The following is an 18,312-nucleotide window of genomic DNA, read 5'->3' as shown; positions in this document are numbered from 1 at the left end:
TTTGTCGGTAACGGCGAATCATTGTATGATCCCGCTCAATCTTCCAAAACACATATAATAAGAGGCAACTATGCGATGCGGATGTCAATTAGTGACGCATCACCAACCCGAACTGTGCGTCCGACTCAGCCAATACCGACTCATTGAGGTGTCGGGTATTGATGCGGAAAAATATTTACAAGGGCAATTAACCTGCGATGTCACCAAATTGCCTTGCGGCGAACACACTCTCACGGCGCATTGTGATCCGAAAGGTAAAATGAGCGCGCTGTTTCGCCTGTACCGCCAAGCGCCCGAACAGTTTTTTATTATCATTCGACAAAATTTACTGCCGGAAGCCCTTGTTCAACTCAAGAAATACGCGGTCTTTTCCAAAATCACCTTTACGGAGCTCGATACGCCGATTTTCGGCACGACAAGCGGTGAGATTTTTGCAAAATTTTGCGAGAAAGTGACCGCTTGTACGATTGAAGACGAACAAAAACGGACGATCTTTTGGGGCGATGTCGAGGTTGAAACCAACGGCGATGCCGAATTATGGGATCTCATCGACATTCAACAAGGCGTGCCGCTGCTTGACAAAGCCAATCAATTCGAACTGATTCCGCAAGCGGCGAACTTACAACTGATCGAGCGTGCCATCTCGTTTTCCAAAGGCTGTTATATCGGGCAAGAAACCGTCGCGCGGGCAAAATTCCGCGGCGCCAACAAACGGGCGATGTTCACTTTGGTCGGTCAAATCCACGAAAAAACCACCTTACCCGATATCGGTTCCAGTGTTGAAATGCAACTCGGAGAGCATTGGAAATCCACCGGTACCATTCTGTCTTGCGTCATCTACCGCCAACATTTATGGTTACAAGTGGTGTTGAATAAAGATATTGAGCGAGAGGCGCACTTCCGTTCGGGCGACACCGCCCTGGCATTGTGCGAATTGCCTTACAGTTTGGAAGAGTCCGCATGACCTTCATCTATCCGAATGCAAAACTGATTGCCGGCGTGGATGAAGTCGGGCGCGGTCCGTTGGTCGGCGCCGTCGTCACCGCCGCGGTGATCCTCGATCCGAATCGTCCGATTAGCGGACTTGCCGATTCCAAAAAACTATCGGAAAAACGTCGCCTTGCATTAGCCGAAGAAATCAAAGCCAATGCATTAAGTTGGTCGCTCGGGCGTGCCGAACCTGACGAAATTGATGCGCTGAACATCCTGCAGGCCACCCTGCTTGCCATGCAACGCGCCGTTGCCGGACTTACCGTTCAACCCGATTTTGTGTTGGTTGACGGTAATCGGGTGCCTAAATTGACGATGCCGGCTCAAGCCGTGATCAAGGGTGACAGTTTAGTGGCGGAAATCAGTGCTGCGTCGATTTTAGCCAAAGTTGCGCGGGACGCCGAAATGGCTGAATTGCATAAACAATTTCCCGCATACGGATTTGCACAACACAAAGGCTATCCGACCAAACTGCACTTGGAAAAATTAGCTCAACTCGGCGTGACGCCTTACCATCGTAAAAGCTTTGCGCCGGTCGCTCAAAGATTAAGTCAATCATGAAAATCGAAAAAGTTTATCTGCAACGTTGTCTGGAATGCGATACCACGGTCAGTATTGCAAAAGATTTGCCGAATCTGACCGCTTGTTGCCCGAATTGTGACGAAGTGTTGCAATCGGGCAACCGCTGGTCGCTGGGACGTTGTTCCATTATTGCCCTCGCCATTCTGATCTTACTCCCCTTTGCCTTGATGTTTCCGTTGATGAACATTGATCTGTTGGGCGTGGATATCTACGCTTCCGTGTGGGGGGGTATTTGGAAAATGGCAACGCAAGGCTTCCCTTACACGGCATTTATGATTTTATTCTGCGCCGTCATTATGCCGGTTTCATTCGCCGTCTTGGTGCTGACCATCCGCATTCAGCGTTTGCTGCATCATCGCCCGCGTTATACCTTGATTTTTCTGACCAAGATCAAGCCTTGGGTGATGTTGGACGTCTATTTGGTCGCCCTTGCCGTGGCGGCATATAAAGTCCGTGAATATGCGACCTTGGAATTTGACATTTACCTGTCAGCGTTTGTGCTCACGGCATTATTAACGACGTTACTCTTTATTAAAGTGGATCCGAAGCGCTGGTGGGAGCGTTTTTATCCCGAATACCATTCGCTTCCGCCTGATCATCCGAGTAAGCCGACACTGTGCTCCGAGTGTGAATATACGTTTGATGAAAACATTATCGATAAAAAAGGGCGACATCGCTGCCCGCGTTGCGAAAGCAATTTGGATATAGCCGATCACACCAAATTACAACGGGTTTGGGCGGCTCTGATTGCCGGCGTCATTATGATGATTCCGGCAAACCTGTTACCGATCTCTTCCACGGAATTAGCCGGTTCAACCTCGGCCGATTCATTAATGAGCGGCGTGATCCTCTTCCTAAACTTGGGCAGCTATACGGTGGCGGCCATCGTATTTATTGCCAGTATTGCCGTGCCGTTCAGTAAAGTGGCGATTCTGTTTTATTTGCTTTTGGCGATTCATTATCGTTGGCAGCATCCGATTCATCTACAAATGAAACTACTGCATTACGTACACTTCGTCGGACGCTGGTCAATGCTTGATCTGTTTGTACTTTCGTTAATGATGTCGTTGGTAGAACGCGGACAAATCATCAGTTTCTCCGTGGGCGATGCGGCGTTTTACTTTGGTGCCGCGGTATTCTTAACCATGATCGCCTCATCTTATTTGGACGCTCGAATGCTGTGGCGGATTCATCGGGAACACCAACAAACAAGCGGTTAGATTTGAACAAAATTTTGCAAAGGTTTATACTCTTTACCGTTATTCTTAAAAAAGGAACATACTATGCGCATTGATACTTCTGCACTTTGTGATATTTATTCTGATCAGGTTGATGTCGTGGAACCGATTTTTTCCAGTTTTGGCGGCGTTTCGTCCTTTTTCGGCAAAATCACCACGGTAAAATGCTTTGAAAGTAACGGGCTGATTGCCGAAGTGTTGGAAGAAGAAGGAGAGGGGCGCGTACTGTTGGTGGACGGTGGCGGTGTCGTTCGCCGTGCATTGATTGATGGCGAACTCGCCCAGCTCGCCGTCGATAACGGTTGGGAAGGCATTATCGTCAACGGTGCGGTTCGCCAACTCGATGTGCTGGAAACGTTGGATATCGGTATTCAGGCGCTGGCGCCGATTCCGGTCGGTGCGGATAATGACACGCACGGCGAAGTGGATACACCGGTAAATTTCGGCGGTGTGACCTTCCTGCCGGAAGACTATGTTTACGCCGATTTGACCGGTATCATTTTATCGCCTGAATTACTGGATTTAACCGATGATCTCAGCGAATAATCACGATTGATTCTAAATTTAAGAGCACGTTGCGACGTGCTCTTTGCTTTTTCGCTATACCGATTGATTGACCACGACTTGAAGTAAAGCATCGCCGTGATAAATATGCGGTTCGGTCGTGGCGATCACATCCAAATAATCTTCGGTGTTGGCGATGATGATCGGTGTCATGACCGAATAGCCGGCTTTGGTAATGCTGTCAATATCAAAGCGAGTGAGCAACTGCCCGACTTCCACCCGATCACCGTCTTTGACAAACGACTCAAAGTGTTGTCCGTTTAATTGCACCGTATCCATACCGACATGAATCAACACTTCCACCCCGTCATCCGATACCAAGTTAACGGCGTGTTTGGTCGGGAACACCGAACTGACGATACCGTTTATCGGCGAACGTAATTCGCCTTTCGTCGGTAAAACAGCCACGCCTTTTCCCAACGCTTCCGAAGCAAACATCGGATCGGAAATTGTTTTAAGCTGATGAATTTCCCCTTCCAGCGGACTAACCAAACCGTATTTATCAAACTGAGAAACCGGAGCGACGTTATCCGTTGGTTGTTTGGTTTCCGTCTCTTCATTTTTAATCGCCTCTACCGACAAAGGCTGCTCCGGTAACATTCTATCGCTATATCCCCATATAAAGGTGAGTAATCCCGCCACAATGAACGCCACCAACATACCCAACGAATAGGTCAGTATGTTGCTTTCCGGACCGATAATGACAGGATAAAGCAATAAGCCGCTAAAACCGAAGGCAAACATTTTCGTGCCGCCGAAACCGATAATTGCACCACCGACCGCACCGCCTAACACGCCGCAAACAAACGGTTTTTTAAAGCGTAGCGTAATACCGTAAATTAAAGGTTCGGTGATACCGAGAACACCACTGAAGGTGGTTGAACCCGCAAGAGATTTTATGTCTTTATTACGTGATTTTAAGAATACGGCAAATGTCGCACCGGCTTGTCCTAATACCGCAGCCGCAGTCAACGGACCGATTAGGTCAAAACCGACAACTGCCATATTGTTAATCATAATCGGCACGATGCTCCAGTGAATTCCGAAGATCACCAGCACCTGCCATAACGCCCCGACGACTACACCGGTCGCAATCGGGCTGGCTTCATATAACCACGCCAATACACTGGCAATACCGTTACCGATAGCGGAACCGATAGGACCGATCACAGCCAGCGTTAAAGGAACAACAACTAATAAAGTACAAGCCGGCGCAAAGAAATTACGTACGGATTCATGCCAAATATGTTCAAAAAACCGTTGGATATAAGCTTGTGCGGAAACCGCTAACAGAATCGGAATAACGCTGTAGGTATAAGTCATCATCGCGATGTCAAACCCAAGGAAATTCAGCGTTCCTTTTGTACTGGCGTCAATAATACTCGGATACAACAATGCCGCCGCTGCCGCCACCGCAATATAAGGACTGGCTTTCACTTTATTGGCACACGTTATCGCAAGCAACACCGGTAAAAAATAGAAGGTGGAACCGGCGGTAGCATCCAGTACAGTGTAGGTACCCGATGTCGCATCCAACCAACCGGCAACCTGTAAGATGGCAATCAACCCTTTTAGAATACCGGCACCGGCCATCACCCCGATTAACGGCGTAAAGGATCCGGCAAGAAAATCAATGGCACGATTAATTAAGCTCGGCTTAGGCAGATTAGAAGGATCGCCGGCTTGAATATCGGCAATTTTAATGATTTCAGCATACACTTTCGGCACGTTATTACCGATAACGACTTGAAACTGTCCGCCGCTTTCCACAATGCTGATTACCTCTGCCGTTTGTTCCAAACGGTTTTTATCCGCTTTTGCCCTTTCCTTTAGAATAAAACGCAAACGGGTGGCGCAGTGAACCAACGAATGGATATTGCCTTCTCCGCCGACAAGTTGCACGATGTCCGAGGCAAGTTTGCTGAAATCTTTTGCCATAATTGCATCCTCATTTTTGATGAAAATAAAAAAGCCTAAACCAAACAATACACATGATACTGTTTGGTTTAGGCTTGCCGAATGAACGTAACACCCTTGTGTAAAGCGGAATATAGAGTTTTCTTTCATCAAAAGCAAAACGCTTTTGTCTAAAATGTGAGCAAGATCACAAAAATAAGAGAATTTAAGTTTTTCTTCAGATTTCTTTTGTTTAATATGCAGGCAAATAATCTGTGGCATGCACATGATGAACCAATTAGGGAATTTATCGTCTAATCGGATAAAATTCACTGATAATAATTCGGTACCGCTCTATCGATGATGATATACAAGCGGTCTGATTTCATCGGAATTTTGTAAAAAGATAATCTATCGCTTAAATGTAGGAAGCAACAATGAAGAAATTATTTTCCGTAACCATGATTTTAATCGGGTTAACCGCAGGTGCGCAGGCGGAATTACAAAGCCAGCACAGTTTAAAAATCAACCAAGGTTTAACCGACAGCATCCAAGGTTCGTTGGATAAAAATCTCGGCAACAAAAACGAATATTATATGGATAACAACAATTACGGTATCGCTCCGAAAAAAACGGAACGCGAATACCGTCGGGATGAATACAGACGTTCACAACGTGACTATTACCGCGATGATTATTATCGTGAGAGAGATTACGATCGCCGTGATTCTCGGGGTTATTACCGTGATGATTATCGTCGTGATCGAGATGACTATCGCGAACCCCGCCGTAATTCGGCACAGGGGATCTATAAAGATAATTACAAAAATCCATACATGAAAAATAATCCGTATTTAAATAATTAATATGAAAAAGCCTTTTTGTTATCACAAAAAGGCTTTTTCCATTCTATTACTAGTTCTTACTATCCGGCTTCACCATATTATTCGGTGCTCCTTTCTGTACAGGGAATGTTGAATCCATCTGCCACGCATTCCAGCCACCGTCATAAACGTAGGTATCTTTCCAGCCTGCTAATTGGGTCATAAACCAGGATACCCCTGCTCGCCAGCCTGTGCCGCAGTAGAACGCAAGTTGATCGCCTTGGTTGATGTTTTGTCCTTTCCAGAGTGCGAAGATTTCATTCGGATTACGCAGTGTGCCGTCAAGGTCGTAATAATCCGCCATATTAGACGAGTCGCTACCTGCAAAGCCCCAGATTGCCCCTTGCGGTTCGCCTTTACCCGGAATGTAGTCGTAACCGCTGATTTTGCCTGTGTATTCGTCCCACGCTCGGTTACTGATTAATTTCAAGCCTTGTTGCTGACGAGCCATCGCATCTGCCGGCATTGAGATGTTGATCTGTGGATTAACCGGAATAACTGCACCAAACTCGCTGACCGGGGTTGGGGTATTAACGGTCGTTTCTGCCGGGAAGCCTGCTTTTGTCCAAGTGGCAAAATTGCCGTTTAACACTCGCACATCTTCCACGCCAGCCCATTTTAACGCCCAGAAAATGCGGTAAGCGGCGAGTTGGTTGTCAGAATAAAGAATAATGGTTTTGTTTTTGTTAATTCCTGCATTGAGTAAGTTTTGCTCAATCACTTTCGGCTCAGATAAGTTCCATACAGGATCGTTTTCTACCCAGTCTGTATTGAAGTGGAACGCCCCTGGGATATGCTGTTTGTAGCTCTCCGCTTTTTCAACAGGCCCCCAACCAACGTGGAATACCATAAAATCGTTGTTAGCGTAGGTTTCAGGTTTTTCACCTTTGATCACCGCATTGACCCATTCAGGCGATACGCTGTATTGGAAATTCGGGAAGGCTTCAAGTGGCTTATCGCTATTTGCGTACTCTTTGAACGCTTTAAATTCACGCACTTTATAACCTTTGTCGGCAAATTTTTTGCTTAAACAGCTCAGTTGCTCCGCATTGGTATCGTAAAACACCACGGTTTTCTCTTTGCTGATCCCTTTGTTTTTAGCAAAGATTTCAAATTTGTCATCAGCAATTTGTGGCAACCAGTCGCAACGGAATTGCACCGCACCTTTGATATGTCCGCCACGTTTGGCATCGCCATCTTTAAAGCCGTTATAAAGGCTGTCTTGGCGACCATCAACCACCACAAATTCAGGGTTGTCTAGATTTTTTACCAGTTCATCAATGCCGATTTCTTTCACCGACTTGTCATTACAAGCGGTCAAAAAAGCCAAAGAAGTTGCAAGTAAAGTAAGTTTAAATTTCATAGGGGTTTCCTTTTGTTTTATGTTTGTAGGGACACACTGCGTGTGTCCGTAAATATAAATTAAGATTTTTTGTTACAATGGACGCACTGTGTCTGTCCGCTGAATATCTTTTCTGTGTAAAACAAAGGCGAGACGGACACACGCAGTGTGTCCCTACGCTTCATCAACTCCGACACGAATTGCCTTTTTTCAACATTCTGCCGGCGTCATTTTTGGCATCGGGTTTTACAATGCCGTTGGGTACGCCTTTTTGTACGGGCAATTTGGTCATCTGCCACGCATTCCAACCGCCGTCATAAACCGCCGTATTTTGCCAGCCGAGAAGTTGGGTCATAAACCACGGCACGGACGCTCGCCAGCCCGTTCCGCAATAGAACGCCAGTTGATCGCCTTGTTGAATATGTTGTCCTTGCCACAGTGCCACGATCTCTTTCGGGTTACGCAAGGTGTCATCAGGGTCGTAAAAATCGGCGACATTTGACGGAGCCGAACCCGAAAAGCCCCAAATCGCTCCCTGCGGTTCGCCTGTTGCTTGAATATGTTCATCACCACTCACTTCGCCGATAAACTCTTCCCACGCCCTTGTGCTAACGAGCTTCAAGCCTTGTTGCTGATGGGTATAAGCCTGTTCAGGTTGGCTGATGTTGATCTGCGGATTAGCCGGAATGGTTGTGCCGAACGCTGTTTCTGGCTGTGGCAGATTGACTTTGGTTTCCGTTGGAAAACCTGCGTCCATCCAAGTGGCAAGATTGCCGTTTAACACTCGCACATCTTCTACGCCAGCCCATTTCAACGCCCAAAACACACGATAGGCGGCAAGCGGATTGTCGGAATAAAGCACAATAGTTTTATCTTTGGTAATCCCGTGTTGTAACAGGTTTTGCTCAATTTGTTGCGGTTCGGCAAGGTTATACACAGGGGCTTCGCCTTCCACCCAGTCCGTATCGAAATGGTAAGCTCCGACAATATGTTGCGTATAGGCTTTGGCTTTTTCGAGCGTTCCCCACGACACTTCAAACAGCATAAATTGGTCGTTGTGGTAGGTTTCAGGTTGCTCCCCCTGCATTAAAGCGTACAGCCATTCGGGCGAAACGCTATATTGGAAATGGGGAAAACTGTCTAACGGATAACCGGCATTGGCATAGCTGATAAAGTCGCTAAAAGTACGAACTTTGTAGCCTTTTGCATTAAACTCCGCCGAAATACAAGCTAATTCATCAGGATTGCTATCGTAAATCACTAAGGTTTTCTGCTTGCTGATCCCTTTGGCTTCGGCAAAACTGTCGAACTTGTCGGCTTCAATCCGTTCAAACCAGTTACAACGAAACTGAATAGCCCCTTTGATATGTCCGCCACGGCTGGCGTGTTTGTCTTTAAAGCCGTTATACAGGCTGTCGTTACGGCTATCAATAATTACATAGTCAGGATTATCAAGGTTCGCTAGTAGTTCTTCCGTGTCAATTGTCTTGACGACATTGTCGTTACAAGCGGTTAGAAAGAGAGAAAAAATTGCAAAAAGTGTTTTTTTCATATTCCCCCCACCCTAACCCTCCCCCGTAAACGGGGGAGGGGATTTAGGTTGGTTTATTTAATTAAATGCGACATTGCGTTGGCTTAATAAAGTAAGTTGCAGTCCAACAGCCGAGCATAATCATCAGCGTAGCAAGCCAACCTTGCCACGAAAAATAAGCGGTCGAAACCAGTGAGTTGGTGATCGTACAACCGCCTGCAAGGCTGGCACCGATCCCCATCAGGAAACCGCCGAACATTCGTTGCATAATCGCTTTGGGTTCAGGCACGCGGATTTCAAATTCCCCACTCAATTTTGCGGAGATAAAAGAGCCGAGCAAAATGCCGAGAACGAAGTAAGTTCCCCAGTTGAGATAACGCTGTTGCCCGATCACGATATACTGCATCACATTGGCGGTCGGCACAGCGACACCATAGCCGTAAGCTCTGCCGTACTGCTCACTCACAAACCACGCCAACACGCCAAGCAGACCGATACATACTGCGGTAGCAAAAGGGTGCCAGTGTTTGGTAAAAATTCGATGGGAAATCACCGCTTGCGTCGGTTCTTTCGGGAATTGATAGCGTGGGTGTTTGATGTGGTGAATAATCATTGCCAGTGTCATCAATACGAGAATGGCAACTAAAATCCACGGCGAAATGCCAAAAGTGCGGTGCATATTGTCAAGGTTTGACGTTTCTAGTAGTAACGGATTAACCCACTGCTTCAACGCCCCCGTTTGGGTTGCCGTCATCGTGAGGGCAAAACAGACCAAGGCAATCCAACTACCAACCGCCCCTTCTCCAGTGCGAAACCAACCACCGCTGGCACAGCAATTCGCCAAGATCATACCGATACCAAAAACAAAACCGCCCAACACCGTTGCTAACAGAGGCATAGGGGTATTCGGAATGGTGATCAGCCCTAATTCACTTAAACTAAAAAAACCGATAGATTGAATGGAGACCGCAATTAACAATGCGCTAAAAAAGCGGAAGTTTCGCTGGGTATAAATGTTGCGAAAACCGGATACGAAGCAAAATTGCCCGCGTTGTAAGAAAAAACCGAGAAGTATCCCGATAAAAAGACCACTAAACATTGATTAAACCTTAATACAAATGTTACGGAAATGTTGTTGGGGTGTATTAGAACATAATTCGGATTAAAAGAAAATCATCAAAACAATTTTGGATTGTTCTATCGAAAAAGCGATAAGCCAAGCATATAAATCGCAATAGCGAATAACATACCGCTAAGTAATTTCGTCATGATATGCGGTTGCAAAATACCTCGTAATTTCATTGAAAAGAAACTGGTCATAAAAGAGCAAGTCACCACAATAGCCACTACGGTGAAATTCACATATCCCACTTGCCAAGAGTTTTCTAAATAAACGGGCTGAGGTTTACTGAGATAACCATATAAGCTTCCTAAGCCGCCGATAATCATCATATAGTTGCTGTATGCGGCAATTTGGTGGGGTTTCACACTGGGTAATAAGCTAATCAGTGGCGCCATAATAGAGCCACCGCCAATTCCTGTGATCCCAGCAATACTTCCTCCAAATAAACAGACGAAAATACCTTTTACCTTTTCATTAAGTTTATTACAAGCGGTCGGATTTTCCGTTTTTTTTGCAAAAAAGAGGCGACATGCCAATATCAATAATGTGATGACGAATATTGCTACAATAAACGCATTGGGAATTAAAAAACTCACTTCAAACCCAAACTGGACGCCGATTATCATCCCCACGGACCATAATAAAAGCGATTTAATGTTAAGCGGAATTCGTTGCTTATGAAAGAAAATAATATTAATAAGTGCCGTCCCCATCACCGTCGTTAAAGAGGTTGCCGCCACCATTTGTAAAGGAAAAGCCGGAAAAAGCGTATGTAAAACAGGCACCATTAAAACACCACCACCGATACCAAATAATGCCGACATTAAATTTGTTAATACACCACAGACGACCAGAATTAAAATAGTTGTTGTTGTCATCATGCTCCCCTTATTGAAGAAGTCTTGCGATGTCATTGATTATGCACTGTATTGACGGAGGCTTCGTTATGATCATTCTCATATTTTTGAAGCAAAACTTCATTAATTTTCAAATTTGTGAGCAAGATCACTTTACATTTATGACATTTATCATATTTTATTTACATCTAACAGGATTATGCTAAAACCGTTCTAAATTTTTAGAATGATGATTTCATAATTCAGTATAAAACTTAAGGAGGACTATATGTTTCTTACGATAGTCAGTTTTTTAGTTGTAACCGCCGCAGTCGGTTTAATCTCTTGGTATAAAACCAAAGATGATGATTTAAGCACTTCAAAAGGCTACTTCTTGGCTGGGCGTGGATTGAGTGGCGTAGTTATCGGCTGCTCAATGGTATTAACTTCACTTTCAACGGAACAGTTAATCGGGATCAACGCAAACTCTTATGCAGGTAACTTCTCGATTATGGCGTGGACGGTACAATCTGTTATCCCACTCTGTTTCCTTGCGTTATATCTGTTACCAAAATATATCCGTAACGGTTACACCACCATTCCGGAGTTCTTTGAAGCACGTTTTGACAGACAAACTCGTTTGATTATGTCAACGCTCTTCTTGTTCTTCTATCTTTTCATTGCTATCCCAACCGCACTTTATACAGGGGCGATTGCATTTAATAAAATCTTCAGCCTACAAGAAGTGTTTAATCTCAGCTATGGCGAAGCGATTACTTACACCGTAATTGCAATTGGTATCATCGGTGCGATTTATGCGATTTTCGGCGGCTTGAAAGCCGTTGCAGTATCGGATACTTGGAATGCGGTGATCTTAGTGATCGGTGCGTTACTTGTACCTATCTTTGCCCTTGCTTATTTAGGTAACGGTAGTATTTCAGAAGGTTTACACATTATCAGCACAACCCATGTTGAAAAATTCAATGCTATCGGTAGTGCCACAGACGCTGTGCCTTGGCCGGCTATCTTCACGGGTATCTTAATCGTCAACTTCTTCTACTGGACAACAAACCAAGCGATAGTACAACGTGCATTAGGGGCAAGAGATTTAAAAGCGGGTCAAAAAGGGATTTTAATTGCAGCACTTTTCCTCTTGTTGCTACCGTTAATCCTTAACTTACCGGGCTTATTAAGCTATCACATTCTTGGCGAAGGCTTAAAACCGATTGATGCCTCATACCCAAGTTTAGTCAATAAAGTATTACCGACTTGGTTACAAGGCTTCTTTGTGGCAGCGTTATTCGGGGCGATTTTAAGTACCTTCAACTCATTCTTAAATTCAGCCGCAACCATCTACTGTAACGACTTATTACCAGCGATTACCAAAGTAAAACGCACCGACGCAGAACTTATCAGTTATGCGAAAAAAGTCGGTACAATTATGGCGATTATCACCATGGTTGTTGCACCGTTATTGATGTTCGGTACAGACGGTATCTTCTTGTTTACTCGTCGCTTTGCAGGCTTCTTTAACATTCCTATCGTGGCACTCTTTGCCGTTGGATTGTTCAACCGCTATGTATCAGGTTTGGCGGCTCGTATTACTTTATTAGTCCATGTTGTGCTTTACTTCACTCTCGTTTGGATTATCAACGTGAAAGTCAACTTTGTGTATGTCATGGGTTCACTCTTCGTCTTTGATGTAGCGTTAATGCTTATCTTAGGTCAATTCTTAAAACGTGCGACCCCATACGAAGATAACCAAATCAACCATTCAAATGTGGATTTAACCCACTGGGAGTATGCAAGAACCGCCGTGGCTTCATTAGTGTTAGGCTTAATTACCTTACACTTGGTATTATCACCACTTGGTTTAGCTTCCGCAGAAGGCAATGCGACAATGATTATGGGCGTATGGGCTGTTGTGCAAGTGCTTATCTTGATTTTCTTCGGTAAAAAGAAAGTGGTAGATAAAGCGTAATTTCCCCCCTTCCGCCTTCGGCACCTTCCCCCGTAAACGGGGGAAGGAAATTCAAAAATGGATATTGCTATGAACAACATCGTTTACATTCTTTTAGACCAAGTCCGCAAAGATATGCTTGGTCCTTACGGACACCAGATTGTCAAAACCCCGAACCTTGACAGACTTGCGGCGGACGGTATTCGTTTCAATAATGCGTTTACGCCTGCCTCTGTTTGCGGACCTGCCCGAACATCATTGTTTACCGGTTTAATGCCTTCTAGTCACGGGATTATTAAAAACGGCGAAAAAGGTGGCACAGGGGAAATCAGCCAGCAAGCACCGAACATCTGTAATTTAGAAGGATACAACGCTTATGTCGTAGGGAAATGGCACGTTGGCACAAAATCTGTTCCTGAAGATTATGGAATTAAAGGACACAATTTTGACGGATACGGTTACCCGGGTAGCCAAGTCTATAAAAATCTGGTGTTCAACCAACCGCCGACACACTCTAACCGTTATCGTGAATGGTTAGAAGAAAAAGGCTATGAAATCCCTGAAGTCAGCCGAGCTTACTTTGGCGATAACCCACATTTACGCGTACAAGAATTGTGCGGTTTACTTTCCGGTACAAAAGAAGAAACCATTGAATACTTCATCATTGACGAAGCGAAAAAATATATCCGCGAGTCGCTGGCTGAAGGCAAACCGTTCTTCACTTGGATTAACTTCTGGGGGCCACATACCCCTTGTATCGTGCCTGAGCCTTACTACTCAATGTACGATCCAAAAGATGTTGTGCTAGATGAAAGTTTCTTCAAACCGCTTGAAGGCAAACCGGGGCATTTCCGCACCATCTCAAAAATGTGGGGAATGTGGGAAGCCAGCGAAGAGCGTTGGAAAGAAGTGATCACCAAATTCTGGGGCTACATCACCTTAATTGATGACGCTATCGGTGAGCTGTTTACCTTCTTGGAAGAAAACGGCTTATATGAAAACACCTTCCTCGTTGCCACGGCGGATCACGGTGATGCAATGGGCGCGCATCGTATGATTGAAAAAGGTGAGTTTATGTTTGAAACCACCTACAACGTCCCACTGATCATCAAAGACCCACAATCTAACCGTGTCAATGAAGTTGATGACAACCTCGTCTATCTTCACGATCTCACCTCAACGGTCTATGATGTCGCCGGACAGGAAGTACCGCCAGAGTTCCAAGGGGAAACCATTTTACCGATCACCAGAGAAAACAAAGAGAACGACCGCAAAGGTTTGCTCTGCCAGCTTGCAGGACACTTTGTTTACTTTGAACAGCGTATGTGGCGACGTAAAGATTACAAACTGGTCTTCAACGCCACGGATTTGTGCGAACTCTATGATGTCCGCAAAGACCCTGAAGAAATGCACAATCTCTTCTATGATGACGCTTACAAAGAAATCAAAAAAGAGATGCTCAAAGAGATGCGTTTGGAAATGAAACGTCTGAACGACCCGCTTGAGAATTGGGTGTATCGGATTATTGATGAGATATAAAAAAACATCAGGGCGAAGTGCTGATTCGCCCTGATATACAAAAATAATTTTCCTGTAGCAGGATAACAAAATATAACACATTGAATACATAGGAAATTATCATGTTAGCCTCCCCAATCTGTCCGACTGCATTAAAACAGTGCCAATTGACCCATCTACATGCTTTTACTAAAGGGATGACTGTGTATAAACAAGGAGATACGACAAGGGAATTCTACTACGTCAATCATGGACTTATCGGGCTTTATCACACCTTAGATAACGGCAAAGAGAGCCTTGTTCGTCTATATCAAAAGGGTGACTACTTCGGTTATCGAACCTTGTTTGGCGATGATGGCTACCATTGCAACGCCAAGGTTTTGGTTGAAGCAGAGATCATTCGGATTAAGCCCAAAGACATTGATACTTTCTTCGTAGAAAATCCGCAGATGAGCAAATTTTTGTTGCAATCCCTTGCAAATGAACTGCGAGAAGCGGAACAACGCTTGGCAAAAAGTGCCTATTTACGCACCCTTGATCGTGTTATCGACAGCATTTATTTTCTCACGGAAAACTTCCCTTACTATAACTGGACGCACCGTGAAATCGCAGAATATGCCGGTTGTGAAACCGAAACGGCGATCCGCATTACTAAAGAGTTGAAACGCAAAGGGTTATTACAAGATTGGCATAAACAGAAGTAGGTCGCTATGTTTGAAAACGCCCCCAAAGCCCACTTTCATTTGATGGCAAAGCCGAGTAGCTTTCAATGCAACATCAAATGTGAATACTGCTTTTATCTTGAAAAAGCGCATACCATTGAGCAAGATGTACGTTTTATGAATGAAGACACCTTGCGAAATTATGTGCGGAATTACATTCAATCCAGTGCAGGACAGCGAGTAGAATTTGCGTGGCAAGGGGGTGAGCCAACGTTATTAGGCTTGGATTTTTTCAAACAAGCGGTCAGATTTCAGCAAGAATTTGCAAACGGTAAAACGATCACCAACGCTTTCCAAACCAATGGCATTGCACTAAATCGCCAATGGGCAGAATTTTTCAAAACACATCAATTTTTGATTGGCATTTCGATTGATGGCTTGAGTGAAGTGCATAACAAATATCGCATATCGGTCAATGGTCAGCCGACCTTTGAACGGGTCAAACGAGCGGTAGATTTATTGAAAGACTATGGCGTTGAGTTCAATACATTGACGGTGATTAACGATCAAAATTGGCATAAAGGCAGAGAAACCTACCTTGCTTTGAAAGAGCTGGGTTCAACCTTTATGCAATTTATCCCGATTGTTGAAACAGGCTGTGGCACAGCACCTTTTGCAAAAAAGGAAGCAAAACCGACCGCTTTCTCTGTGCCACCACAGGGCTATGGGCATTTTCTGCTTGAAGTGTTTAAAGAGTGGGTGCAACAGGATGTCGGCAAAATTTATGTGCTGGAATTTGACAATCTGCTTGGGCAATGGCTTGGCTATCCGTCAAGCAGTTGCGTTCATCAGGAAAGCTGTGGCACATCACTGATTGTGGAAGCGAATGGTGATGTTTATTCCTGCGACCATTTTGTTTATCCAACCTATAAAGTGGGTAATTTAAACGAACAGCCGTTGGGCGAGATTGTGCATTCCCAACCACAACGCCAATTTGGACAACAAAAAAGAACCGCACTCACGCAGGCTTGCTTGGCTTGTGATGTGCGAACGTTTTGTCACGGCGGTTGCCCGAAACATCGAATGATTAGCTTGCCAAATGAAGCAAATAAACACAACTACCTTTGCCAATCCTACCAACTCTTTTTCCGAAAAACCGCCCCATTTATGCGAAAAATGCGGGATCTTATCCGTAGCGGTAGAGCAGCACAGGACATTGCACAATATATCGGCGATAAATATTAATGCCCCTTAAACCTTGCTTTCCCCATCTCAATAACGTGTGTAAATTCAGACTAAATCAACCCCAAATGCTGAAATGCATGGGATAATCCGTCTTGGTCAACATCGCCCGTGATGTAATCCGCCATTGCCTTGATAGCATCACCGCCGTTCCCCATCGCGACACCAATATGGCAAAACTCCAGCATGGGGATATCAATAGCCGCATCACCAAAAGCAATGGTATCTTCTTTCTTCGCATTGAGATAAGACAATAATACTTCAATGGCATAGGCTTTGCCGATATCTTTTACCCCGATATCACCAAATAAAGCCGTTTCACCCACACCGCCCCATGTACCGACTTTCAATTCCGGGAAGGCGGATTTCGCGTCAAGATAATCTTGGAAGCTCCGCAAAATAAAACTGATCTTATTTAAATCACTACGATAAAGTTCACCGTCAAATACTATGCCGTGAAACAATTCACGGACACCTTGATTGGCAATACCTTTACGAGCCGTATATATTTCAATCACCGGAACGGCAGCCTGTTCAAAATGTTTACTGGCAAATAAACCGTTATTACTCTCCAAATAAAACTCAAGGCCTCGCTCATGTAACCAATCTACCGCTTTACGCGCTTGTTCGGGCGGAATCAATTGATGCATAATCACCTTGTTGTGATGCTCGACATAACTGCCGTTACCACCAATCATCCCGTCCAGACCGATCTCCCAAATTGATTGGGGAACTTCCGCACGACTTCTCCCCGTGCTGATATAGACATAATGCCCGTTTTGACGTGCCTGACGAATTGCCTTTACCGCCGATTGCGGTAGGTTGTTTTGATAGTCAACCAAGGTACCGTCAACATCTAAGAAAATAATTTTTTTCATATCTATTTCCAAATAACACGTTGAATATGAATAATTAAATAGAGCTGTTCATCTTGGTTAAGAGATTTATTGAAATTCTTTTGCAAATATTTGTCTATTTTGCCGACACATTGAAACGCTTGAGGGTAAGCCCGCCTTGTTTGCTCATAAAGGAAATTATCATCACTGAACGACGGATTTTGCGGTTTGAACAAACGGGGCGCAAAATGCTGCAAATGGGTAATAAAACGCAGGTACTCATCACTGTCTTCATCTAATGTAAGGCGAAAATGATAGCTGACCAAGTTCAAAATATCTTTAATAATTTGTGTCGTACGGTAAGTATCCGCCATGTTATCCGTATCCGTACGGGCATTAAAAATATGCAAGGCGATAAATGCCGCTTCATCTTCGCCGAGATCGACAAGCATCTCATCATGGATGAGATCAACAGCATAGCGCCCTATCGCAAATTCTTTTCTATATAATCGTTGGATTTCAAAGGATAACCCATTACCAAGGCGCTGATTGTTTTTTGCCCGCAAAACGGCATGATAAAGATGATCCGTCAGACTAACATAAATACCGTTTGAAAGTGTCGTACCGAGCTGACGATTGGCATGTTGAATAATCAGATTGGTTAATCGAAAATAATCTTGAGGAATCTCATTGAGTATTTCAGTCAACCTTACTGCAAAATGACTGGTCGTTAAACTGAATGTTTTTTCGACGGATGATTCATCGGCAAACTCACCGACTGTCTTACCGAAGGCAATCCCCTTCCCCAAGGTAACAACTTCGGAGCCCATCTCATTGATAGCTTGGATAGCATTGTTGTTAAATATTTTGGTGATTTTTAACATGGCAGGCTTTCCAGTAAATAAAGCATGCCGGCGTTATAACATAAAATAATCCTACAAGCGGTCAGATTAGGTAAATATTTTGCAAAATAACAATCCGCACGTAAAACGTGCGGTTTTTAGGCTACCCTATAAGGGCCTAGGACTTCACATGCCCCTCAAGAGGCATGTGAAAAACTGACAACCGCACAATAACTCTATGACTTACCCCTTAAAGGGGTCTACAT

Annotated in this window: 16 protein-coding genes; 9 read left to right on the top strand and 7 right to left on the bottom strand. The window is 44.5% G+C overall.

The features are described from left to right. The first annotated feature begins 70 nt into the window (after window positions 1–70). The 4 genes from ACEYKX_RS02930 (at window position 71) to rraA (ending at window position 3,356) form a co-directional block, all read left to right on the top strand. The gene (locus ACEYKX_RS02930; RefSeq protein ID WP_373766628.1) at window positions 71–964 is read left to right on the top strand and encodes a folate-binding protein; all 894 of its coding nucleotides are present in this window, start codon (window positions 71–73) and stop codon (window positions 962–964) included. After that, on the top strand, window positions 961–1,551 hold the full coding sequence (gene rnhB / locus ACEYKX_RS02925; RefSeq protein ID WP_373766627.1) for a ribonuclease HII: 591 nt from the start codon (window positions 961–963) through the stop codon (window positions 1,549–1,551). The genes ACEYKX_RS02930 and rnhB overlap by 4 nt, the downstream gene beginning before the upstream one ends. Continuing rightward, complete coding sequence (locus tag ACEYKX_RS02920; RefSeq protein ID WP_373766626.1) at window positions 1,548–2,792, top strand: PqiA/YebS family transporter subunit; 1,245 nt, start codon at window positions 1,548–1,550, stop codon at window positions 2,790–2,792. Before rnhB ends, ACEYKX_RS02920 begins: the two co-directional genes overlap by 4 nt. A gap of 63 nt (window positions 2,793–2,855) precedes the next feature. Beyond that, on the top strand, window positions 2,856–3,356 hold the full coding sequence (gene rraA, locus ACEYKX_RS02915) for a ribonuclease E activity regulator RraA (RefSeq protein ID WP_373766625.1): 501 nt from the start codon (window positions 2,856–2,858) through the stop codon (window positions 3,354–3,356). Between the two features lie 54 nt (window positions 3,357–3,410). Here rraA and ACEYKX_RS02910 read toward each other — a convergent pair whose 3' ends face one another. Continuing rightward, on the bottom strand, window positions 3,411–5,312 hold the full coding sequence (locus ACEYKX_RS02910; RefSeq protein WP_373766624.1) for a beta-glucoside-specific PTS transporter subunit IIABC: 1,902 nt from the start codon (window positions 5,310–5,312) through the stop codon (window positions 3,411–3,413). Window positions 5,313–5,707: 395 nt separating this feature from the next. Between ACEYKX_RS02910 and ACEYKX_RS02905 the strand changes: the two genes are divergently transcribed. Further along, window positions 5,708–6,136, top strand: coding sequence for a hypothetical protein (locus tag ACEYKX_RS02905; protein WP_373766623.1), 429 nt, complete (start codon window positions 5,708–5,710; stop codon window positions 6,134–6,136). A 49-nt stretch (window positions 6,137–6,185) separates the two neighbouring features. On the opposite strand, the gene ACEYKX_RS02900 is transcribed toward ACEYKX_RS02905, so the two are convergent. From ACEYKX_RS02900 to ACEYKX_RS02885, 4 genes are all read right to left on the bottom strand, one after another. Then, the gene (locus ACEYKX_RS02900) at window positions 6,186–7,517 is read right to left on the bottom strand and encodes a rhodanese-like domain-containing protein (protein ID WP_373766622.1); all 1,332 of its coding nucleotides are present in this window, start codon (window positions 7,515–7,517) and stop codon (window positions 6,186–6,188) included. Window positions 7,518–7,680: 163 nt separating this feature from the next. After that, entirely contained in the window at window positions 7,681–9,048 is a 1,368-nt protein-coding gene (locus tag ACEYKX_RS02895) for a rhodanese-like domain-containing protein (protein ID WP_373780430.1), read from the bottom strand. Between the two features lie 61 nt (window positions 9,049–9,109). Continuing rightward, on the bottom strand, window positions 9,110–10,126 hold the full coding sequence (locus ACEYKX_RS02890) for a YeeE/YedE family protein (RefSeq protein ID WP_373766754.1): 1,017 nt from the start codon (window positions 10,124–10,126) through the stop codon (window positions 9,110–9,112). 98 nt (window positions 10,127–10,224) lie between these two features. Continuing rightward, on the bottom strand, window positions 10,225–11,028 hold the full coding sequence (locus ACEYKX_RS02885) for a sulfite exporter TauE/SafE family protein (protein ID WP_373766756.1): 804 nt from the start codon (window positions 11,026–11,028) through the stop codon (window positions 10,225–10,227). Window positions 11,029–11,275: 247 nt separating this feature from the next. Here ACEYKX_RS02885 and ACEYKX_RS02880 point away from each other — a divergent pair, with 247 nt between their 5' ends. From ACEYKX_RS02880 to ACEYKX_RS02865, 4 genes are all read left to right on the top strand, one after another. Next, complete coding sequence (locus ACEYKX_RS02880; RefSeq protein WP_373766753.1) at window positions 11,276–12,967, top strand: solute:sodium symporter family transporter; 1,692 nt, start codon at window positions 11,276–11,278, stop codon at window positions 12,965–12,967. A gap of 69 nt (window positions 12,968–13,036) precedes the next feature. Continuing rightward, window positions 13,037–14,485 carry a sulfatase-like hydrolase/transferase gene (locus ACEYKX_RS02875; protein ID WP_373766752.1) on the top strand — a complete coding sequence of 483 codons (1,449 nt, stop codon included), beginning with the start codon at window positions 13,037–13,039 and terminating at the stop codon, window positions 14,483–14,485. A gap of 101 nt (window positions 14,486–14,586) precedes the next feature. Then, window positions 14,587–15,168 (top strand): Crp/Fnr family transcriptional regulator, encoded by a 582-nt coding sequence (locus ACEYKX_RS02870; RefSeq protein WP_373766751.1) that lies wholly within the window; start codon window positions 14,587–14,589, stop codon window positions 15,166–15,168. Between the two features lie 6 nt (window positions 15,169–15,174). Then, window positions 15,175–16,371 (top strand): anaerobic sulfatase maturase, encoded by a 1,197-nt coding sequence (locus tag ACEYKX_RS02865; RefSeq protein WP_373766750.1) that lies wholly within the window; start codon window positions 15,175–15,177, stop codon window positions 16,369–16,371. 50 nt (window positions 16,372–16,421) lie between these two features. On the opposite strand, the gene ACEYKX_RS02860 is transcribed toward ACEYKX_RS02865, so the two are convergent. Both ACEYKX_RS02860 and licT read right to left on the bottom strand, forming a co-directional pair. After that, window positions 16,422–17,246, bottom strand: coding sequence for a Cof-type HAD-IIB family hydrolase (locus tag ACEYKX_RS02860; protein ID WP_373766749.1), 825 nt, complete (start codon window positions 17,244–17,246; stop codon window positions 16,422–16,424). Window positions 17,247–17,248: 2 nt separating this feature from the next. Continuing rightward, the gene (licT, locus tag ACEYKX_RS02855) at window positions 17,249–18,088 is read right to left on the bottom strand and encodes a BglG family transcription antiterminator LicT (RefSeq protein WP_373766748.1); all 840 of its coding nucleotides are present in this window, start codon (window positions 18,086–18,088) and stop codon (window positions 17,249–17,251) included. Window positions 18,089–18,312: the final 224 nt, after the last annotated feature.

Origin of the sequence: Glaesserella sp. (assembly GCF_041817755.1) — a bacterium.
In the GTDB taxonomy this organism is placed as follows: domain Bacteria; phylum Pseudomonadota; class Gammaproteobacteria; order Enterobacterales; family Pasteurellaceae; genus Glaesserella.
The sequence above is the reverse complement of the archived record's forward strand: the minus strand, read 5'-3'. Positions and strand labels throughout refer to the sequence as shown.

What these genes read in the sequence shown, in the direction of transcription:
- ACEYKX_RS02930 (WP_373766628.1), top strand. Translation starts at nt 71, where the DNA reads ATGCGATGCGGATGTCAATTAGTGACGCATCACCAACCCGAACTGTGC.
- rnhB (WP_373766627.1), top strand. Translation starts at nt 961, where the DNA reads ATGACCTTCATCTATCCGAATGCAAAACTGATTGCCGGCGTGGATGAA.
- ACEYKX_RS02920 (WP_373766626.1), top strand. Translation starts at nt 1,548, where the DNA reads ATGAAAATCGAAAAAGTTTATCTGCAACGTTGTCTGGAATGCGATACC.
- rraA (WP_373766625.1), top strand. Translation starts at nt 2,856, where the DNA reads ATGCGCATTGATACTTCTGCACTTTGTGATATTTATTCTGATCAGGTT.
- ACEYKX_RS02910 (WP_373766624.1), bottom strand. Translation starts at nt 5,312, where the DNA reads ATGGCAAAAGATTTCAGCAAACTTGCCTCGGACATCGTGCAACTTGTC.
- ACEYKX_RS02905 (WP_373766623.1), top strand. Translation starts at nt 5,708, where the DNA reads ATGAAGAAATTATTTTCCGTAACCATGATTTTAATCGGGTTAACCGCA.
- ACEYKX_RS02900 (WP_373766622.1), bottom strand. Translation starts at nt 7,517, where the DNA reads ATGAAATTTAAACTTACTTTACTTGCAACTTCTTTGGCTTTTTTGACC.
- ACEYKX_RS02895 (WP_373780430.1), bottom strand. Translation starts at nt 9,048, where the DNA reads ATGAAAAAAACACTTTTTGCAATTTTTTCTCTCTTTCTAACCGCTTGT.
- ACEYKX_RS02890 (WP_373766754.1), bottom strand. Translation starts at nt 10,126, where the DNA reads ATGTTTAGTGGTCTTTTTATCGGGATACTTCTCGGTTTTTTCTTACAA.
- ACEYKX_RS02885 (WP_373766756.1), bottom strand. Translation starts at nt 11,028, where the DNA reads ATGACAACAACAACTATTTTAATTCTGGTCGTCTGTGGTGTATTAACA.
- ACEYKX_RS02880 (WP_373766753.1), top strand. Translation starts at nt 11,276, where the DNA reads ATGTTTCTTACGATAGTCAGTTTTTTAGTTGTAACCGCCGCAGTCGGT.
- ACEYKX_RS02875 (WP_373766752.1), top strand. Translation starts at nt 13,037, where the DNA reads ATGAACAACATCGTTTACATTCTTTTAGACCAAGTCCGCAAAGATATG.
- ACEYKX_RS02870 (WP_373766751.1), top strand. Translation starts at nt 14,587, where the DNA reads ATGTTAGCCTCCCCAATCTGTCCGACTGCATTAAAACAGTGCCAATTG.
- ACEYKX_RS02865 (WP_373766750.1), top strand. Translation starts at nt 15,175, where the DNA reads ATGTTTGAAAACGCCCCCAAAGCCCACTTTCATTTGATGGCAAAGCCG.
- ACEYKX_RS02860 (WP_373766749.1), bottom strand. Translation starts at nt 17,246, where the DNA reads ATGAAAAAAATTATTTTCTTAGATGTTGACGGTACCTTGGTTGACTAT.
- licT (WP_373766748.1), bottom strand. Translation starts at nt 18,088, where the DNA reads ATGTTAAAAATCACCAAAATATTTAACAACAATGCTATCCAAGCTATC.